Origin of the sequence: Yokenella regensburgei ATCC 49455 (assembly GCF_000735455.1) — a bacterium.
In the GTDB taxonomy this organism is placed as follows: Bacteria; Pseudomonadota; Gammaproteobacteria; order Enterobacterales; family Enterobacteriaceae; genus Yokenella; species Yokenella regensburgei.
This window is the reverse complement of record NZ_JMPS01000044.1, coordinates 148,964-167,515: the sequence shown is the minus strand read 5'-3', so window position 1 is coordinate 167,515 and position 18,552 is coordinate 148,964. Positions and strand designations below refer to the sequence as shown.

Below are 18,552 nucleotides of genomic sequence, written 5' to 3'. Positions count from 1 at the left end.
GTTGTTATGAAAGCTCTGTATCTGGCTTCCGGCTCTCCGCGCCGTCAGGAATTACTCACCCAACTCGGCCTCTCGTTTGAGAAAGTCGTCCCGGGAATTGAAGAGAAGCGTCGCCCTCAGGAGGCTGCGTCACAGTATGTGTCGCGCCTGGCGCGGGAAAAAGCCCAGGCGGGTGTCGCGCTGACGACCCAGGATTTGCCGGTGCTCGGTGCCGATACTATTGTTATCCGCAATGGTGAAGTGCTTGAAAAGCCTCGTGATGCCGAACATGCGGCCGCTATGCTGCGGATGCTGTCCGGCAAAACACATCAGGTGATGACCGCCGTGGCGCTGGCTGACAGCCAGCACACCCTGGATTGCCTGGTCACGACAGACGTAACCTTCAGAGTGCTCTCAGAACAGGACATCGCCGCCTATGTGGCCAGCGGTGAGCCATTAGATAAAGCAGGTGCATACGGTATTCAAGGGCTGGGTGGCTGTTTTGTCAGGAAGATAAACGGCAGCTACCACGCTGTGGTCGGCTTACCACTAGTGGAGACGTATGAGTTGCTGAGTAACTTTAACTCGTTGCGTGAAAGAAGGGACAAACATGACGGCTGAATTATTAGTAAACGTGACGCCATCGGAAACGCGGGTGGCGTACATCGACGGCGGTATTCTTCAGGAAATCCATATTGAGCGTGAAGCGCGGCGCGGAATAGTAGGCAATATCTACAAAGGTCGTGTCAGTCGTGTCCTGCCTGGTATGCAGGCGGCTTTTGTAGATATTGGTCTCGATAAGGCGGCGTTCTTACACGCCTCTGACATCATGCCGCACACCGAGTGCGTGGCCGGGGAAGAACAAAAACAGTTCACCGTCCGCGACATCTCTGAGCTGGTGCGCCAGGGGCAGGATCTGATGGTACAGGTGGTGAAAGATCCGCTGGGTACCAAAGGCGCCCGTCTGACCACCGACATCACTCTGCCTTCGCGCTATCTGGTGTTCATGCCGGGAGCGGCACACGTTGGGGTTTCACAGCGCATCGAAAGCGAAGCGGAGCGCGAGCGGCTGAAAAAGATCGTCACCGACTACTGCGACGAACAGGGTGGATTCATCATCCGTACTGCCGCAGAAGGGGTGCCGGAGGTCGATCTGGCCTCGGATGCCGCCTATCTGAAGCGTGTCTGGACGAAAGTGATGGAGCGTAAAAAACGCAACCAGAGCCGCTATCAGCTGTATGGCGAACTGGCGCTGGCGCAGCGCGTATTACGCGACTTTGCCGATGCACAGCTCGACCGTATTCGCGTTGACTCCCGCCTGACGTTTGACGCCCTGCTGGAGTTTACCGCTGAGTATATTCCGGAAATGACCAGCAAACTGGAACACTACAGCGGCCGTCAGCCGATCTTCGATCTCTTTGATGTGGAGAACGAGATCCAGCGCGCACTCGAACGTAAAGTTGAACTGAAATCAGGTGGTTACCTGATTATCGACCAAACCGAAGCGATGACCACCGTGGACATCAACACCGGGGCGTTTGTCGGTCATCGCAACCTCGATGATACGATTTTTAACACTAACATCGAAGCGACCCAGGCCATTGCTCGTCAGCTGCGCCTGCGCAATCTCGGCGGCATTATCATCATCGACTTTATCGATATGAGTAACGAGGATCACCGTCGCCGGGTGCTTCACTCCCTGGAGCAGGCGCTCAGCAAAGACCGCGTGAAAACCAGCATTAACGGTTTCTCCCAGCTGGGGCTGGTGGAAATGACGCGTAAAAGAACGCGTGAAAGCGTGGAACATGTGCTGTGTAACGAGTGTCCAACCTGCCATGGTCGTGGCACGGTAAAAACCGTGGAAACGGTCTGCTACGAAATCATGCGTGAAATTGTACGTGTTCATCATGCCTATGATTCCGACCGCTTCCTGGTGTACGCATCACCGGCGGTTGCTGAAGCCCTGAAAGGGGAAGAGTCCCACGCGCTTGCGGAAGTAGAAATCTTCGTCGGCAAGCAGGTCAAAGTGCAAATCGAACCGCTCTATAATCAGGAGCAGTTTGATGTGGTCATGATGTAGGGATGACGCGTAACGCAAGGAGAGAGGTGTGAGGCGACTGCCGGGGATTTTGCTGCTCACCGTGGCAACATTGATTGTCATCGTTGCGCTGTTGGTGAGTGGCCTGCGCCTCGCCTTGCCGCAGCTCGATTCGTGGCGCCCGCAGATCCTGCAAAAAATCACCGCCTCCACCGGCATTCCAGTCTCGGCGTCGCAGATGAGCGCCAGCTGGCAAAACTATGGCCCCACGCTCGACGTCCGCGATATTACTGCCGGACTGAAAGATGGGGGCGAACTCTCCGTTAAGCGTGTCACTCTGGCGCTGGACGTGTGGCAAAGCCTGCTGCACATGCGCTGGCAGTTCCGCGATCTCACCTTCTGGCAGCTCAACATTCATACCAACACTCCGCTGCAGAGCAACGACAGCGGCGAAGGCATTGAAACTGACCGCATCAGCGATCTGTTTTTGCGCCAGTTCGACCACTTCACCCTTCGCGACAGCCACCTGAGTTTCCTGACGCTCTCCGGTCAGCGGGCCGAGCTTGCCGTTCCGCAGCTTACCTGGCTTAACGGTAAAAACCGTCACCGGGCGGAAGGGGAACTGAGCCTCTCAAGCCTTACCGGCCAGCACGGGGTGATGAAGGTGCGCATGGATCTGCGCGATGAAAATGGCATTCTGAATAAAGGCCGCGTCTGGCTGCAGGCGGACGATATCGACGTGAAGCCGTGGCTTGGTCGCTGGATGGAAGACAACATCGCGCTGCAGACGGCGCAGTTCAGCCTGGAAGGCTGGATGACGCTCGATAAAGGCGAAGTCGACAGCGGCGATTTGTGGTTGAAGAAAGGCGGGGCCAGCTGGAAAGGCACCCAGCAGATGCATCAGCTCGATGTGGATAACCTGACCGCCCACCTCAACCGGGTAGCCCAGGGCTGGGAACTGAAGGTTCCGGATACCCGCATTTCTGTCGATGGTAAGCGCTGGCCGAAAGGCGCTCTGGCGCTGGCCTGGGTTCCGGCTGAAGAAGTCGGCGGTGCAAATCATGTTCGCAGCGATGAGCTGCGCCTGCGCGCCACTCATCTTTCCCTCAGCGGCCTGACCGGCTTATTACCCATTGCTGAGAAGCTGTCGCCGTCGCTTGGCGAAATCTGGCATACCGCGCAGCCAACCGGCAACATCGATGCGCTGGCGGTGGATATCCCGTTACAACAAACCGAACAAACGCGTTTTAAAGCGAGCTGGAGCAATCTTGCCTGGAAACAGTGGAAGCTGTTGCCGGGGGCGGAGCATTTCTCCGGACACATCGAGGGTAGCGTTGAAAACGGCGCATTATCCGTGGCGATGGAAGATGCGAAAATGCCGTATGAAACGGTCTTTCGCGCTCCGCTGGAGATCCAAAAAGGCGTCGCCCGCCTGAATTGGGTGAAGAATGAAAAGGGATTCATGCTGGACGGGCGCGATATTGATGTCACCGCGACGGGCGTTCGCGCCCGCGGCGGTTTCCGCTATCTGCAGCCGGAAGGAGATGAACCCTGGCTTGGGATCCTGGCCGGGATCAGCACTCACGACGGTGGCCAGGCATGGCGTTACTTCCCGGAAAACCTGATGGGTAAAGCGCTGGTGGATTATCTCAGCGGTGCCATTCAGGGCGGGGAGTCGGACAATGCAACGCTGGTATACGGCGGCAACCCGCATCTCTTCCCGTATAAGCATAACGAAGGGCAGTTCCAGGTATGGGTGCCGCTGCGCAATGCAACCTTCGCCTTCCAGCCGGACTGGCCGGCGCTGACCAACCTCGACATCAACCTCAACTTCGTTAACGACGGGTTGTTCATGAAAGCCGACAGCGTGCAGCTTGGCGGCGTGACGGCGAAAAACCTTACCGCAGATATCCCGGATTACGCGAAAGAAAAACTGCTGATCGATGCGGATATTCAGGGGCCGGGTAAGGAAGTGGGCCCGTACTTCCAGGATACGCCGCTGGATACTTCTCTTGGCGCGACGCTTGATGAACTGCAGATTGACGGTGCGGTTAATGCGCACCTGAACCTCAATATCCCGCTGGACGGCAAGCTGGTGACGGCCAAAGGGGACGTGCAGCTCAAAGATAACAGCCTGTATATCAAGCCGCTGGATAGCACGTTAAAAAATCTCAGCGGTAAGTTCAGCTTTGTGAACGGGAATCTGCAGAGTGATACCCTGACCGCCAACTGGTTTAATCAGCCGCTGAAACTGAATTTCTCCACTGAGGAAGGGCCAAAGGCTTATCAGGTGAATGTCGGAATGGACGCCAACTGGCAGCCGACGAAGACCGGAGTTCTGCCGAAAGCGGTGAACGATGCGCTGAGCGGCAGCGTCCGGTGGGAAGGTAAGGTCGGTATCGCCATTCCGTATAAAGGCAGTACTACCTACACGGTAGACATTACCGGTGACCTGAAGAATGTAAGCAGTCACTTACCTTCTCCGGTGGATAAGCCCGCCGGGATGCCCCTGCCGGTGAAAATTAACGTCGAAGGCGGGATGGATAGCTTTAATCTGAACGGTAAATTTGGTGCAGCTAATCACGTCAACAGCCGCTGGCTGCTCGGGAAAAAGCTCACCCTTGACCGCGCTATCTGGACCTCCGACAGCCGCAGTGTCCCCCCTCTGCCAGAGCAGCCAGGCGTTGAGCTTAACCTGCCGCCGATGGACGGCGCGCAGTGGCTGGCACTGTTCCAGCAAGGGGCGGCAGATAACGTCAGCAGCGCCGCCAGCTTCCCGGAGCGTGTCACGCTTCGCACGCCGTCGCTGACCTTTGCCGGACAACAGTGGAATAACCTGAGCGTGGTGTCCCAGCCGACGGCGGACGGTTCAAGAGTTGAGGCTCAGGGGCGTGAAATCAACGCAAGTCTGACGATGCGTAACAAGGCACCGTGGCAGGCAGCGATTCGCTATCTTTACTACAACCCGAGCGCGGACAAGTCTTCTCCGAAGAGCAATGACGGCATTCTTTCCGGTAATGAACGTATTAGTTTCCGCGGCTGGCCAGATCTGCAGCTCCGCTGTGCCGAATGCTGGCTGTGGGGGCAAAAATATGGCCGTATCGACGGTGACTTCGCTATTACCGGAGATACGCTGAGCCTGACCGGCGGGCTGCTTGATACCGGCGTTGGTCGGGTGACCGCAGAGGGCGTCTGGGTCAATAGCCCGACCGGTCAGCGGACGTCGCTGAAAGGTAAAGTCCGTGCCGAAAAACTCGACGTTGCCACCAGCTTCTTCGGCGTTGCCACACCGGTACGCGGCTCGTCATTGACCTCGGATTACGATTTACACTGGCGGGCAGAGCCGTGGAAACCAGATGTGGCTTCCCTCAATGGGATCCTGAAAACCCGGCTGGGCAAAGGGGAGTTTACCGATCTCAGCACCGGTCATGCCGGGCAGCTGCTGCGTCTGCTGAGCGTCGATGCACTGCTGCGTAAGCTGCGTTTTGACTTCAGCGATACCTTCAGTGAAGGCTTCTACTACGACTCCATCCGTAGTACCGCGTGGATTAAAGACGGGGTGCTGCATACCGATGACACGCTGGTCGATGGCCTGGAAGCGGATATTGCGATGAAAGGCTCAGTAGATCTGGTACGCCGTGAGCTGGATATGCAAGCCGTGGTGGCGCCAGAAATCTCTGCGACCGTCGGCGTCGCGGCGGCGTTCGTGGTGAACCCGATTGTCGGTGCGGCGGTCTTTGCCGCCAGCAAGGTGCTTGGCCCGCTGTGGAATAAGGTCTCTATCCTGCGCTATCGCATCAAAGGACCGATTGACCAGCCGCAGATTAATGAGGTGCTGCGCCAGGCGCGCAGCGATAAAGCGCAATGATTTGACGGAGGCGCTGAATTGCCTCACTCTCATAAGATACACCGATTAAAGAGTAGCAAAACGATGAGTCTGAACCTGGTAAGTGAACATTTATTGTCGGCAAATGGCCTGAGCCATCAGGATCTTTTTGCCATTCTTGGTCAACTGACCGAGCGCCGTCTCGACTATGGCGATCTCTACTTTCAGTCGAGCTATCACGAGTCCTGGGTTTTAGAAGACAGCATCATTAAAGATGGTTCTTACAATATCGATCAGGGCGTTGGCGTGCGCGCAGTGAGCGGTGAGAAAACCGGTTTTGCTTACGCCGACCAGATTAGCCTGACGGCGCTGGAAAACAGTGCCCGGGCGGCACGCACTATCGTTCGTGATAACGGCGATGGCAAAGTGAAAACCCTGGGAGCGGTTGAGCACCAGGCGCTGTATACCTCTATCGATCCGCTGCAGAGCATGAGCCGTGAAGAGAAGCTCGATATTTTACGTCGGGTCGACAAAGTGGCCCGTGCCACCGATAAGCGAGTGCAGGAAGTCTCTGCCAGCCTGAGCGGCGTTTATGAACTCATTCTTGTCGCGGCAACTGATGGTACCCTGGCGGCGGATGTTCGCCCGCTGGTACGTCTTTCTGTGAGCGTGCTGGTAGAAGACGAAGGCAAACGCGAGCGCGGTGCCAGCGGCGGCGGCGGACGTTTTGGCTATGACTATTTCCTCGCCGACGAAGATGGCGAAGTGCGTGCAGACGCCTGGGCGCGTGAAGCCGTGCGCATGGCGCTGGTCAACCTCAGTGCCGAAGCGGCACCGGCGGGGACCTTCCCGGTGGTACTGGGCGCTGGCTGGCCGGGCGTACTGCTGCATGAGGCGGTTGGTCATGGTCTGGAAGGCGACTTCAACCGTCGTGGAACTTCGGTCTTCAGCGGTCAGATGGGGCAACTGGTTGCTTCTGAGCTTTGCACCGTAGTTGATGATGGCACTATGAGCGATCGCCGTGGTTCGGTCTCTATCGACGATGAAGGCACTCCGGGTCAGTACAATGTGCTGATCGAAAACGGGATCCTCAAAGGCTATATGCAGGACAAACTTAACGCGCGTCTGATGGGGGTTGCACCTACCGGTAACGGCCGTCGCGAGTCCTATGCGCATCTGCCGATGCCGCGTATGACCAACACCTATATGCTGGCAGGTAAATCGACGCCGCAGGAAATTATCGAATCAGTAGATTACGGGATCTTCGCACCGAACTTTGGCGGCGGCCAGGTAGACATTACTTCCGGCAAGTTTGTTTTCTCCACCTCGGAAGCGTACCTGATCGAAAAAGGTAAAGTGACTCGTCCGGTGAAAGGGGCGACGCTGATTGGTTCCGGGATCGAAGCGATGCAGCAGATCTCGATGGTCGGCAACGATCTGATGCTCGACAAAGGCGTCGGCGTCTGCGGTAAAGAGGGGCAAAGCCTGCCGGTAGGTGTCGGTCAACCTACGCTCAAGGTTGATAACCTCACCGTCGGCGGTACGGCGTAACCTGAAATAAAAAGAGGCGGCATCAGCCGCCTTTTTTCTACTCTTCAATCCGCAGCCCATAGGTTTTAAATTTCTCCAGCACAATCGCGATGGCCTCATCGCTCAGCACCGGCACCGGATCGACGATCGCCAGCGTGCTCAGGTACAGCTGCGCCAGCACCTCCACTTCATGCGCCAGCCATAGCGCTTTCTCCAGATTCACTTCACAGGCAATCAGCCCGTGATGCTGCAGCAGGGTGGCTTTACGATTTTGTAGCGCGACAGCGACATGTTCCGAGAGCTCTCGCGTACCGAAAGTGGCGTAAGGTGCACAGGGAATGGAATTACCACCGGCGGCGGCGATCATGTAGTGGATCGCCGGGATTGGACGATTGAGGATCGATACTGCCGTACAGTGTACCGCATGATTATGGACTACCGCATTGGCATCAGGGCGCGCCTGATAAGCCGCCATATGGAAGCGCCACTCGCTTGAAGGGAGTTTCCCCTCTTCATGCTTGCCGTCGGCATCAATATAGACGATGTGTGATTCCGTCAGCTTTTCATACGGGATCCCGGTAGGGGTTATCAGCAGACCATTGCCATAACGAACGCTGACGTTGCCCGCTGTTCCCTGGTTCAGTCCCAGACGGGTCATTTCCAGACAGGTATCGATCACCTGCCGCGCCAGTTGTGATCTTTCCATACTAATCCTCTCTTTCGAAACGCAGATAATTACGTTCATCTTCAACGTGAAGTTACTGATGGGAAATCCCGGCGCGTTATTCTGTGATGGCAGTCAATATTCTTTGGGGATGAGGATGGTTATTCGTGCGCGGTTCGAAAATAAAAATGTCCGTTGTCGAGTGCTTTTTTATAAACGGTCATTTTTAATTAAAACTAATGAGATTGACCGTTTGATGAATTAATAAATGAATCGGGCATCCTTATGGTGGGTTTTAATCAATTTCTTCTAAAACGGTCATGCCTTTTTATAAATTAAAGTGATTGTAATCACAGAATATCACAGAGAAAACGTTAAGTGTGACTGGGCTCATATTAACGGCATCTTTTTATTTGAGAATGAAGCCCAGAGTTCACTTAGCAGGCATGCTGCTGCGTCTGATCTCACCCTTCCACTGTAGGCCGTTGAACGCTTCTGACCTGACGAGGATGCTATGGGCAACATATCAGTACAATCGCAAAACTACCGGGTAGCCGCCGGTGAGAAAAACAGGAGTTATGTCGTACCTTTTGCTTTACTCTGTTCACTCTTTTTTCTGTGGGCGGTTGCTAATAATCTAAATGATATTCTTCTTCCGCAATTTCAGCAGGCATTTACGTTAACTAATTTTCAGGCTGGCTTGATTCAGTCAGCTTTTTATTTCGGCTATTTCGTGGTGCCAATTCCAGCCGGAATATTAATGAAAAAACTCAGTTATAAAGCCGGGATATTGACAGGGTTAGGTTTATACGCCATTGGGGCAGCGTTATTCTGGCCTGCCGCCGAAGTGATGAATTATACCCTGTTTCTGATTGGCTTATTTATTATTGCCGCCGGACTGGGGTGCCTTGAAACGGCGGCTAACCCGTTTGTGACGGTATTAGGCCCGGAAGAGGGTGGGCACTTCCGTCTGAATCTGGCGCAAACCTTCAACTCTTTTGGCGCCATTATCGCAGTGGTATTTGGTCAAAGCCTGATCCTTTCGAACGTCCCACACCAGTCGCAAGAGGTGCTGGACAGCATGGCACCGGAAGCGCTCAGCGCCTATAAGCACAGCCTGGTGCTGGCAGTGCAAACGCCCTACATGATTATCGTGGCGGTGGTGCTGATAGTGGCGCTATTTATCCTTTTCACCCGCTTCCCGAGCATCAGCAGCGACAGTCACGATGGCTCGCAGCAGGGGTCGTTTCTGATCTCACTTCGTCGTCTGATGCATCTGCGTCACTGGCGTTGGGCGGTGCTGGCGCAGTTCTGTTACGTCGGGGCGCAAACCGCCTGCTGGAGCTACCTGATCCGCTATGCCATCGAAGAGATCCCGGGCATGACGCCGGGCTTTGCCGCCAACTATCTGACCGGCACGATGGTGTGCTTCTTTATCGGGCGTTTCAGCGGTACCTGGCTGATTCGCCGCTTCGCCCCGCACAAGGTGCTGGCTATCTACGCGTTTATCGCCATGCTGCTGTGCCTGTTCTCTGCGTTCAGCGGCGGCCATGCGGGCCTGCTGGCGCTGACGTTGTGCAGTGCATTCATGTCCATTCAGTACCCGACCATCTTCTCGCTGGGGATTAAAAACCTTGGCCAGGATACGAAGTATGGCTCGTCTTTTATCGTCATGACCATTATCGGCGGCGGCATCGTGACCCCGGTCATGGGCTTCGTCAGCGATGCTGCTGGCAACATCCCGATGGCGGAGCTGGTTCCTGCCCTGTGCTTCGCCATCATCTTCATTTTTGCCCGTTTCCGTTCGCAACCGGCAATCCAGACAACGCATATTTGAGGGTTCCAGAATGAAAAAGCAAAGTTTACCGAAGATAGGTATCCGCCCAGTGATTGATGGCCGCCGGATGGGCGTTCGTGAATCGCTGGAAGAGCAGACCATGAACATGGCGAAGACCACCGCCGCGCTGCTCAGTGAAAAGCTTCGCCACCCGTGTGGCGCACCGGTTGAATGCGTCATTGCCGATGGGTGTATTGCCGGTATGGCGGAAGCTGCTGCCTGTGAGGAGAGGTTTAGCCGCCACCAGGTAGGGCTCACCATCACCGTGACCCCGTGCTGGTGCTACGGCAGCGAGACTATCGACATGGATCCGCTGCGTCCGAAGGCTATCTGGGGTTTTAACGGTACCGAACGCCCGGGTGCTGTGTATCTCGCTGCGGCGCTGGCGGCGCACAGTCAGAAAGGGATCCCGGCATTCTCCATCTATGGGCACGACGTGCAGGATGCGGGCGACACCTCGGTTCCGGCCGATGTGGAAGAAAAGCTGCTGCGCTTCGCTCGCGCCGGGCTGGCGGTTGCCACCATGAAGGGCAAAAGCTACCTCTCCGTTGGCGGTGTGTCGATGGGGATTGCGGGCTCGATTGTCGATCATAACTTCTTTGAGTCATGGCTTGGAATGAAGGTACAGGCCGTCGATATGACCGAACTGCGCCGCCGTATCGATCACAACATTTACGATGAAGCCGAGCTTGAACTGGCGCTGGCGTGGGCGGACCAACACTTCCGTTATGGCAAAGATAAAAACGCCAAACAGTATCAGCGCAATGAGGCGCAGAGCCGGGAGGTGCTGCGTGAAAGCCTGCTGATGGCGATGTGCATTCGCGACATGATGCAGGGTAATGCGAAGCTTGCCGATATCGGGCGCGTTGAGGAGTCGCTTGGCTACAACGCCATAGCCGCCGGTTTCCAGGGCCAGCGTCACTGGACCGATCAATACCCTAACGGTGATACCGCCGAAGCGCTGCTCAACAGCTCGTTCGACTGGAACGGTATTCGTGAACCGCTGGTGGTTGCGACGGAAAACGACAGCCTGAACGGTGTAGCGATGCTGTTTGGCCATCAGCTCACCGGCACGGCGCAGGTGTTTGCTGACGTGCGAACTTACTGGTCGCCGGAAGCGGTGCAGCGCGTCACTGGTAAAGCCCTTACCGGTCATGCAGCCCACGGCATTATTCACCTGATCAACTCGGGCTCGGCGGCGCTCGATGGCACCTGCAAGCAGCGTGATACTGAAAGCCAGCCAACCATGAAACCGCACTGGGATATCAGCCAGCAGGAGGCCGATGCCTGCCTCGCGGCAACCGAGTGGTGTCCGGCCATTCATGAGTATTTCCGCGGCGGCGGTTTCTCTTCACAGTTCCTGACCGAAGGCGGTGTGCCGTTTACCATGACCCGGGTGAATATCATCAAGGGAATCGGACCGGTGCTGCAGATCGCCGAAGGCTGGAGCGTGGAACTGCCGGACGACGTGCACGATATCCTCAATAAGCGTACCGACTCCAGTTGGCCAACTACATGGTTTGCACCGCGACTGACCGGCAAAGGGCCGTTCAGCGATGTTTATTCGGTGATGGCGAACTGGGGGGCAAACCACGGCGTGCTGACCGTCGGTCACGTTGGTGCCGACTTTATCACCCTGGCATCTATGCTGCGTATTCCGGTCTGTATGCATAACGTTGAGGAGTCGGCTATTTACCGGCCTTCTTCCTGGGCGGCACACGGTATGGACAGCGAAGGGCAAGATTATCGCGCCTGCCAGAACTACGGTCCGCTCTACAAACGTTAATCGCCGTGCCCCTCACCATTGCGGGTGGGGGGCGTTGTCTTTCAAGGAGTGACGATGAAACAAGACGTTATTCTGGTGCTGGACTGCGGTGCGACCAACGTTCGTGCGATTGCGGTCGATCGCCAGGGGCGGATCGTGGCGCGGGCGACGACCGCCAACGCCAGCGAACCCGCGGCGGAGCACGCGCACTGGCATCAGTGGTCGCTGACGGACATCCTTCAGCGCTTTAGCGAGTGCTGCCATTCGCTGTCGAGCGAGCTCGCGGATTGCCATATTCGTGCCATGACGGTGACCACTTTTGGCGTTGATGGGGCGCTGGTGGATGCGCACGGTGAACTGCTTTATCCGGTTATCAGCTGGAAGTGCCCACGCACGGCGGCGGTGATGGAGAGCATTGCCCGCTATCTGTCACCACAGATGCTGCAACAGATTTCCGGCGTGGGAGCGTTCAGTTTCAATACCTTATATAAACTGGTATGGCTTTGCGAAAATCACCCGCAGTTGCTGGAGCGGGCGCACAGCTGGCTTTTTATTTCCTCGCTCATCAACCATCGCCTGACCGGCGAGATGACCACCGATATGACCATGGCGGGGACCAGCCAGATGCTGGATATCCACCGGCGAGATTTCAGTGAACATATTCTCTCTGCGACCGGTATTCCACGCCGTCTTTTTCCACGCCTGGTGGAAGCCGGAGAGGTTATCGGTGAATTGCAGTCAGCAATGGCGCTGCGCCTGGGGTTGCCGCAGGGGATCCCAGTGATTTCTGCCGGGCACGATACCCAGTTTGCCCTGTTTGGCGCAGGTGCTGGCCAGGATGAACCCGTGCTCTCTTCGGGGACCTGGGAAATTTTAATGGCACGCAGCAGCCAGACTGACACGGCATTGTTGAGCCGTATCCCGGGGTCAACCTGCGAGCTGGACAGCCAGAAGGGAATATTCAACCCAGGGATGCAGTGGCTGGCGTCCGGCGTACTGGAGTGGGTGCGCGATTTACTGTGGGGACGAGAAACGCCGTGGCAGACGGTAATTGATGAAGCCAGACGCGCCACCACGAGCAATAGCGGGCTGCGCATGCAGTGCGATCTGCTCTCAGATGCCGGCGCTGGCTGGCAGGGCGTTACGCTCAACACCACCCGAGGCGAGATGTACCGCGCCGCGCTGGAAGGGCTGACCGAGCGTCTGCACCGTGACTTACAAACCCTGGAAACGGTAGGCGGTTTTCGTGCCAGAGAGCTGTTGCTGGTGGGCGGCGGTTCACGCAATACGCTGTGGAACCAGATGAAAGCCGATGTGCTCGGGATCCCCGTTAAGGTGCTGGATGATGCCGAAACAACGGTCTCGGGGGCGGCAATGTTTGCCTGGTTCGGCGTTGGGGAATTCCGCTCGCCGGAACAGGCGCGTGATCAGGTGTGTTACCAGTATCGTTATTACTACCCGGAAACATCGCCAGTGGCCCTACCTGAACTGGTATACCGGAACTAATGTGCAAGGAGAGTGACATGTTAAAAACCATATCGCCGCTGATTTCGCCCACGCTGTTAAAGGTGCTGGCGGAGATGGGGCACGGTGATGAGATTATCTTCGCCGATGCGCATTTCCCGGCCCATAGCCTGGGGCCGCAGGTGATTCGTGCCGATGGGCTGGCGGTGAGCAGCCTGCTGGCGGCAGTGATCCCGCTTTTCGAACTCGATGCCTATGCGCCGCCGCTGGTCATGATGGCGGCGGTCGAGGGCGACACGCTCGATCCCACCGTTGAAGCCCGCTATCGGGATGCGCTGGCAGGGGAGCAGCCCTGCCCGGAGATCCTGCGCATCGACCGCTTTGCGTTCTATGAGCGCGCGCAGCGTGCCTTTGCGATCGTAATCACAGGTGAGTGCGCGAAGTACGGCAATATCCTGTTAAAGAAAGGAGTTACGCCGTAATCTCTGCGAAGCCACGACGGGCAGGCGATAACGTGAGACGGGAGAGACGGAATGAAACTGGCGCGCCAGCAGGCTATTATCGAGTTATTAGTCCAGCATGAGAGCCTGACGACGGAGGATCTCGCCGCGCGGTTGGACGTCAGTAAGGAAACGATTCGCCGGGATCTGAGCGAGCTGCAGGAGCGGGGTAAGATCCTGCGCAGCTACGGGCGGGCCAAAACTATTCGCCGCGACAGCCAGGACAGCGGCGATCCGTTTCACATCCGCCTGAAAAGCCACTATGCGCATAAAGCTGATATCGCTCGTGAAGCGCTGTCGTGGATAGACGAAGGTATGGTGATTGCGCTGGATGCCAGCTCCACCTGCTGGTATCTGGCGCGCCAATTGCCGGACGTTAATCTCACCGTGTTTACCAATAGCCACCCGATTTGCCATGAGTTAAGTAAGCGTGAGCGGATAACGCTTATCAGCTCCGGTGGCAAGCTTGAGCGAAAGTACGGCTGCTATGTTAACCCGGCGCTGCTTTCACAGGTGAAGTCGCTGGAGATCGATCTGTTTGTTTTTTCCTGCGAGGGGGTCGACGCCCAGGGCGTGCTGTGGGAATCCAACGTTTACAACGCTGATTTTAAGTCACTGCTGCTGCGAAGAGCACAGCAGTCGCTGCTGCTCATCGATAAAAGCAAATTCAACCGCGCCGGAGAGGTGATGATCGGTAACATCGGCGACGTTACTCAGCTTATCTCCGACGCACAAGGCGATTACGCCCCCTGATGGCGCACTACTGTAACTCTCCGCGCCCCGACATTCCTTTGTAGCGCTCACCCACCTCAACAAAATATTCGGTCATGGCGTTGATGCAGACCTGTACCTTCAGCGGCAGTTTGTCTTTTTCGGTATACAGCGCGTAGACCGGCCGCGGATCCGACTGGTAGCGCGGCAGCAGGATCTCGAGGATCCCCTGATTGATTTCATTGATCACCCACATCAGCGGCACGAGGGCGATCCCGACCCCCGCCACCAGCCAGCGGCTAATGGTCATCGGATCGTTTGTGACGAAACGCCCGTGAGGGCTCAGGCGGGTGGTTATTCCTTCCGGCGCTATCAACTCAAAGTCGTTGTGCGGGCGCACGCTATACTCAAGCCAGGAGTGATTGGCGAGATCGGCGGGTTTCTCCGGTATTCCGGCCTGCTGCAGATAACTTTTTGCCGCACATAGCACCATCGGCATCGAGCCCAGCCGGCGGGAGAACAGGCTGGAATCCTGCAGTGCGCCCACGCGGATAACCAGATCCAGACCATCGGCGATAAGATCCGGTGCCGGGATCCCGGTGACCAGATTCACCGTGAGCCCTGGATACTCTTTCAGCATCTCGGCGGTGATATTGGCGAGGACATTTTGCGCCATGGTGGAAGAACAACCAATGCGCAGCGTGCCGATCGGGGTGTTATTAAATGAGTAGAGCTGTTCGTGCACATCCTGCACTTCATGCAGCATGCGGCGGCAGCCCTGATAGTAAATTTTTCCGGCTTCGGTGAGGCCAATGCTGCGGGTGCTACGGTTGAGCAGCTTGACCTGCAGCTCATCTTCCAGTTTTGACACGGTCTGGCTGATAGAAGAAACGCTCATCTGGAGTTGTCGTGCCGCCGCGGTGAAGGAGCCAAACTCGACCACTTTGGCGAACACCGTCATGCGTTTTAGTCGTTCCATTATTCACTCTGGCTTAAAAGTGATTTAGATCACATATTATAGATAAGGGGATCACTGTTACGTTAATATACTGTTAGCTGGATAAGAAAAACACCCGCTAACCTGCTCCCGCATTCTCGCTAATCAAGGTCAACATGAGTCTGTTTCCCGTCATCGTGATTTTCGGCTTGTCGTTTCCGCCGATCTTCTTTGAGTTGCTGTTGTCGCTGGCCATCTTCTGGCTGGTGCGACGGGTGCTGATCCCGACCGGGATCTATGATTTTGTCTGGCACCCTGCGCTGTTTAATACTGCGCTGTACTGCTGTCTTTTTTATCTGATATCGCGCTTGTTCGTTTGAGGTCGCTGTGAAAACACTAACAAGAAAAATCTCCCGTACAGCCATCACCCTGATACTGGTTATCCTGGCATTCATCGCCATTTTTCGCGCCTGGGTTTACTACACGGAATCGCCGTGGACGCGCGATGCGCGCTTCAGCGCTGACGTTGTCGCTATTGCCCCGGATGTCGCCGGTCTCATTACCGAGGTTAACGTCAAGGATAACCAACTGGTTAAGAAAAACCAGGTGCTGTTTGTTATCGACCAACCCCGTTACCAGAAAGCGCTTGAAGAAGCCGAAGCCGACGTGGCCTATTACCAGGTGCTGGCAAACGAGAAGCGTCGCGAAGCGGGTCGTCGTAATCAGCTCGGTGTTCAGGCCATGTCGCGTGAAGAGATTGACCAGGCGAATAACGTTCTGCAAACCGTTCAGCATCAGCTGGCGAAAGCCCAGGCTTCGCGTGACCTGGCGCGTCTGGATCTCGAGCGTACCACCATTCGTGCGCCATCCGACGGCTGGATAACCAACCTCAACGTCTATACCGGCGAATTTATCACCCGTGGCTCTGCGGCGGTGGCGTTGGTAAAAGAGGGCTCATTCTACGTGATGGCTTACATGGAAGAGACCAAACTTGAGGGTGTGCGACCGGGCTACCGGGCCGAAATCACCCCGCTCGGCAGTTCAGTGGTGATCCGCGGTAGCGTCGACAGCGTGGCTGCAGGTGTCACTAACGCCAGTAGCAGTAACGATGTGAAAGGGATGGCAACCGTTGATTCTAACCTTGAGTGGGTGCGTCTTGCTCAACGCGTACCGGTGCGTATTCACCTTGATGAGCAGCGTGGGAATCTATGGCCTGCCGGTACCACCGCAACGGTGGTTATTACCGGGCCGAAAGACCGCGACGCGCGTGAGATGACCTTCTTCCAGAAGATGGCGCTGCGCCTGCGTGAGTTTGGTTAATCGCGATGGGTATTTTCAGCATTGCCAACCAGCATATTCGCTTTGCGCTGAAGCTTGCCTGCGCCGTCGTGCTGGCGCTGTTTGTGGGTTTTCATTTTGAGCTGGAAACCCCGCGCTGGGCGGTGCTGACCGCCGCAATCGTCGCGGCAGGACCGGCGTTTGCCGCCGGTGGTGAACCCTACTCCGGGGCCATTCGCTATCGCGGAATGTTGCGAATTATCGGGACCTTTATCGGCTGTATTGCGGCGCTGACCATTATTATTCTGATGATCCGTGCGCCGTTGCTGATGGTACTGGTGTGCTGCGTGTGGGCAGGCTTTTGTACCTGGATCTCTTCGCTGGTCCGCGTGGAAAACTCCTACGCCTGGGGGCTTGCCGGGTATACCGCACTCATCATCATTATCACTATTCAACCCAACCCCCTGCTGACGCCGCAGTTCGCCGTAGAGCGCTGCAGCGAGATTGTGATTGGTATCGTCTGTGCGATCGCCGCCGATCTGCTGTTTTCGCCGCGATCCATCAAACAGGAGATTGACCGGGAGCTCGATGCGCTGCTGGTAGCACAGTATCAGCTGATGCAGCTGTGTATTCGTCACGGTGATGGCGAAGAGGTTGATAAAGCCTGGAGCGCGCTGGTTCGTCGCACCCAGGCGCTGGAAGGGATGCGCAGCAACCTGCATATCGAATCGTCGCGTTGGGCGAAAGCCAATCGTCGCCTTAAAGCGCTGAACACGCTTTCACTGACCTTGATTACCCAGGCCTGCGAAACCTATTTGATCCAGAATACCCGCCCGGAGCTGATTACCGATAGCTGGCGTGAAATGTTTGAAGAGCCGGTCGATACGCCGCAGGAGGCTAACCGCCAGCTGAAACGGATGCGGCGGATCCTCGCCTGGACCGGGCAGCACGATACGCCGGTTACGATTTATAGCTGGGTTGGTGCCGCAACGCGATATCAGCTGCTCAAACGTGGGGTGGTGAGCAACACCAAAATCAGCGCCCGGGAAGAGGAGATCCTGCAGGGCGAAGTTGTTGTGCGCGCCGAATCCGCAGAGCGCCATCACGCCATGGTTAACTTCTGGCGTACCACTCTCTCCTGCGTGCTGGGTACGCTGTTCTGGTTGTGGACCGGCTGGACTTCCGGCAGCGGGGCGATGGTGATGATTGCGGTGGTGACATCGCTTGCCATGCGTCTGCCGAACCCGCGCATGGTGGCGATTGATTTTCTGTACGGCACGCTGGCGGCGCTGCCGCTTGGGGCGCTGTTCTTCCTTATCATCATTCCCTCAACCCAACAAAGTATGCTGCTACTGTGCCTGAGCCTCGCGGTGCTGGCGTTCTTTATTGGCATTGAGGTACAGAAAAGACGCCTTGGCTCGCTGGGGGCGCTCGCCAGTACCATCAACATTCTGGTGCTGGATAACCCGATGACCTTTCATTTCAGCCAGTTCCTCGATAGTGCGCTGGGTCAGCTGGTGGGGTGCTTCCTGGCGCTGATGGTCATCTCGCTGGTGCGTGATAACTCGCAGACGCGTACCGGGCGCGTGTTGCTGAACCAGTTTGTGTCAGCGGCGGTATCGGCAATGACCACTAACACAGTACGGCGCAAAGAGAATCACCTGCCCGCGCTGTACCAGCAGCTGTTTCTGCTGCTGAACAAGTTTCCTGGCGATCTCGCGAAATTCCGTCTGGCGCTGACGCTTATCATTGCTCACCAGCGCCTGCGCGATGCGCCCGTACCGGTGAATGACGACCTGTCGCTGTTCCATCGTCAACTGCGCCGGACGGCGGATCAGGTGATTGCCGCCAGCAGTGATGTGAAGCGCCGTCTTTACTTTACGCAATTACTGGAAGAGCTGGATGTCTATCAGGAAAAACTACGAACCTGGGATGCCCCGCCGCAGGTAACCGAACCGGTGAAACGGCTCGTGGGGATGCTGAATAAGTACCAGAACGCGCTCACGGATAGCTAAAAACCTGA

Annotated in this window: 14 protein-coding genes; 12 read left to right on the top strand and 2 right to left on the bottom strand. The window is 56.4% G+C overall.

Annotation, left to right across the window (positions count from 1 at the left end; genetic code table 11):
• Nucleotides 1–6: 6 nt before the first annotated feature.
• The 4 genes from GYRE_RS14140 (at nt 7) to tldD (ending at nt 7,394) form a co-directional block, all read left to right on the top strand.
• Nucleotides 7–600: a Maf family protein gene (locus GYRE_RS14140; RefSeq protein WP_038256066.1), complete on the top strand. Its 594-nt coding sequence runs from the start codon at nt 7–9 to the stop codon at nt 598–600.
• Nucleotides 590–2,059: a ribonuclease G gene (gene rng / locus GYRE_RS14135; RefSeq protein ID WP_006818051.1), complete on the top strand. Its 1,470-nt coding sequence runs from the start codon at nt 590–592 to the stop codon at nt 2,057–2,059. Before GYRE_RS14140 ends, rng begins: the two co-directional genes overlap by 11 nt.
• Nucleotides 2,060–2,087: 28 nt before the next feature.
• The gene (gene yhdP / locus GYRE_RS14130) at nt 2,088–5,885 is read left to right on the top strand and encodes an AsmA2 domain-containing protein YhdP (RefSeq protein ID WP_038256064.1); all 3,798 of its coding nucleotides are present in this window, start codon (nt 2,088–2,090) and stop codon (nt 5,883–5,885) included.
• 63 nt (nt 5,886–5,948) lie between these two features.
• Complete coding sequence (gene tldD / locus GYRE_RS14125) at nt 5,949–7,394, top strand: metalloprotease TldD (protein WP_006818053.1); 1,446 nt, start codon at nt 5,949–5,951, stop codon at nt 7,392–7,394.
• A 37-nt stretch (nt 7,395–7,431) separates the two neighbouring features.
• Here the strand turns inward: tldD and fucA are convergent, their stop codons facing one another.
• A complete protein-coding gene (fucA, locus tag GYRE_RS14120) occupies nt 7,432–8,079 on the bottom strand; it encodes an L-fuculose-phosphate aldolase (RefSeq protein WP_038256063.1) in 648 nt (215 codons plus the stop codon).
• A gap of 472 nt (nt 8,080–8,551) precedes the next feature.
• Between fucA and fucP the strand changes: the two genes are divergently transcribed.
• The 5 genes from fucP to fucR are packed head-to-tail and all read left to right on the top strand — an operon-like array spanning nt 8,552 to nt 14,356.
• Nucleotides 8,552–9,874 (top strand): L-fucose:H+ symporter permease, encoded by a 1,323-nt coding sequence (gene fucP, locus GYRE_RS14115; RefSeq protein ID WP_006818056.1) that lies wholly within the window; start codon nt 8,552–8,554, stop codon nt 9,872–9,874.
• 10 nt (nt 9,875–9,884) lie between these two features.
• Nucleotides 9,885–11,660 (top strand): L-fucose isomerase, encoded by a 1,776-nt coding sequence (gene fucI / locus GYRE_RS14110; protein WP_038256061.1) that lies wholly within the window; start codon nt 9,885–9,887, stop codon nt 11,658–11,660.
• A 54-nt stretch (nt 11,661–11,714) separates the two neighbouring features.
• Nucleotides 11,715–13,145: an L-fuculokinase gene (gene fucK, locus GYRE_RS14105; RefSeq protein ID WP_038256060.1), complete on the top strand. Its 1,431-nt coding sequence runs from the start codon at nt 11,715–11,717 to the stop codon at nt 13,143–13,145.
• A gap of 17 nt (nt 13,146–13,162) precedes the next feature.
• Nucleotides 13,163–13,585, top strand: a complete 423-nt coding sequence (fucU, locus tag GYRE_RS14100; RefSeq protein WP_038256059.1) for an L-fucose mutarotase — start codon at nt 13,163–13,165, stop codon at nt 13,583–13,585.
• A 51-nt stretch (nt 13,586–13,636) separates the two neighbouring features.
• Nucleotides 13,637–14,356 (top strand): L-fucose operon activator, encoded by a 720-nt coding sequence (fucR, locus tag GYRE_RS14095; RefSeq protein ID WP_006818060.1) that lies wholly within the window; start codon nt 13,637–13,639, stop codon nt 14,354–14,356.
• Between the two features lie 7 nt (nt 14,357–14,363).
• Here fucR and aaeR read toward each other — a convergent pair whose 3' ends face one another.
• Nucleotides 14,364–15,293: an HTH-type transcriptional activator AaeR gene (aaeR, locus tag GYRE_RS14090; protein ID WP_006818061.1), complete on the bottom strand. Its 930-nt coding sequence runs from the start codon at nt 15,291–15,293 to the stop codon at nt 14,364–14,366.
• A 134-nt stretch (nt 15,294–15,427) separates the two neighbouring features.
• Between aaeR and aaeX the strand changes: the two genes are divergently transcribed.
• Genes aaeX through aaeB form a run of 3 tightly spaced genes read left to right on the top strand, consistent with a single transcriptional unit; the run spans nt 15,428 to nt 18,544 of the window.
• Nucleotides 15,428–15,631, top strand: coding sequence for a p-hydroxybenzoic acid efflux pump operon protein AaeX (gene aaeX, locus GYRE_RS14085; RefSeq protein WP_006818062.1), 204 nt, complete (start codon nt 15,428–15,430; stop codon nt 15,629–15,631).
• 7 nt (nt 15,632–15,638) lie between these two features.
• Nucleotides 15,639–16,571, top strand: coding sequence for a p-hydroxybenzoic acid efflux pump subunit AaeA (gene aaeA, locus GYRE_RS14080; protein ID WP_006818063.1), 933 nt, complete (start codon nt 15,639–15,641; stop codon nt 16,569–16,571).
• Nucleotides 16,572–16,576: 5 nt separating this feature from the next.
• On the top strand, nt 16,577–18,544 hold the full coding sequence (gene aaeB / locus GYRE_RS14075; protein ID WP_038256057.1) for a p-hydroxybenzoic acid efflux pump subunit AaeB: 1,968 nt from the start codon (nt 16,577–16,579) through the stop codon (nt 18,542–18,544).
• Nucleotides 18,545–18,552 lie beyond the last annotated feature (8 nt).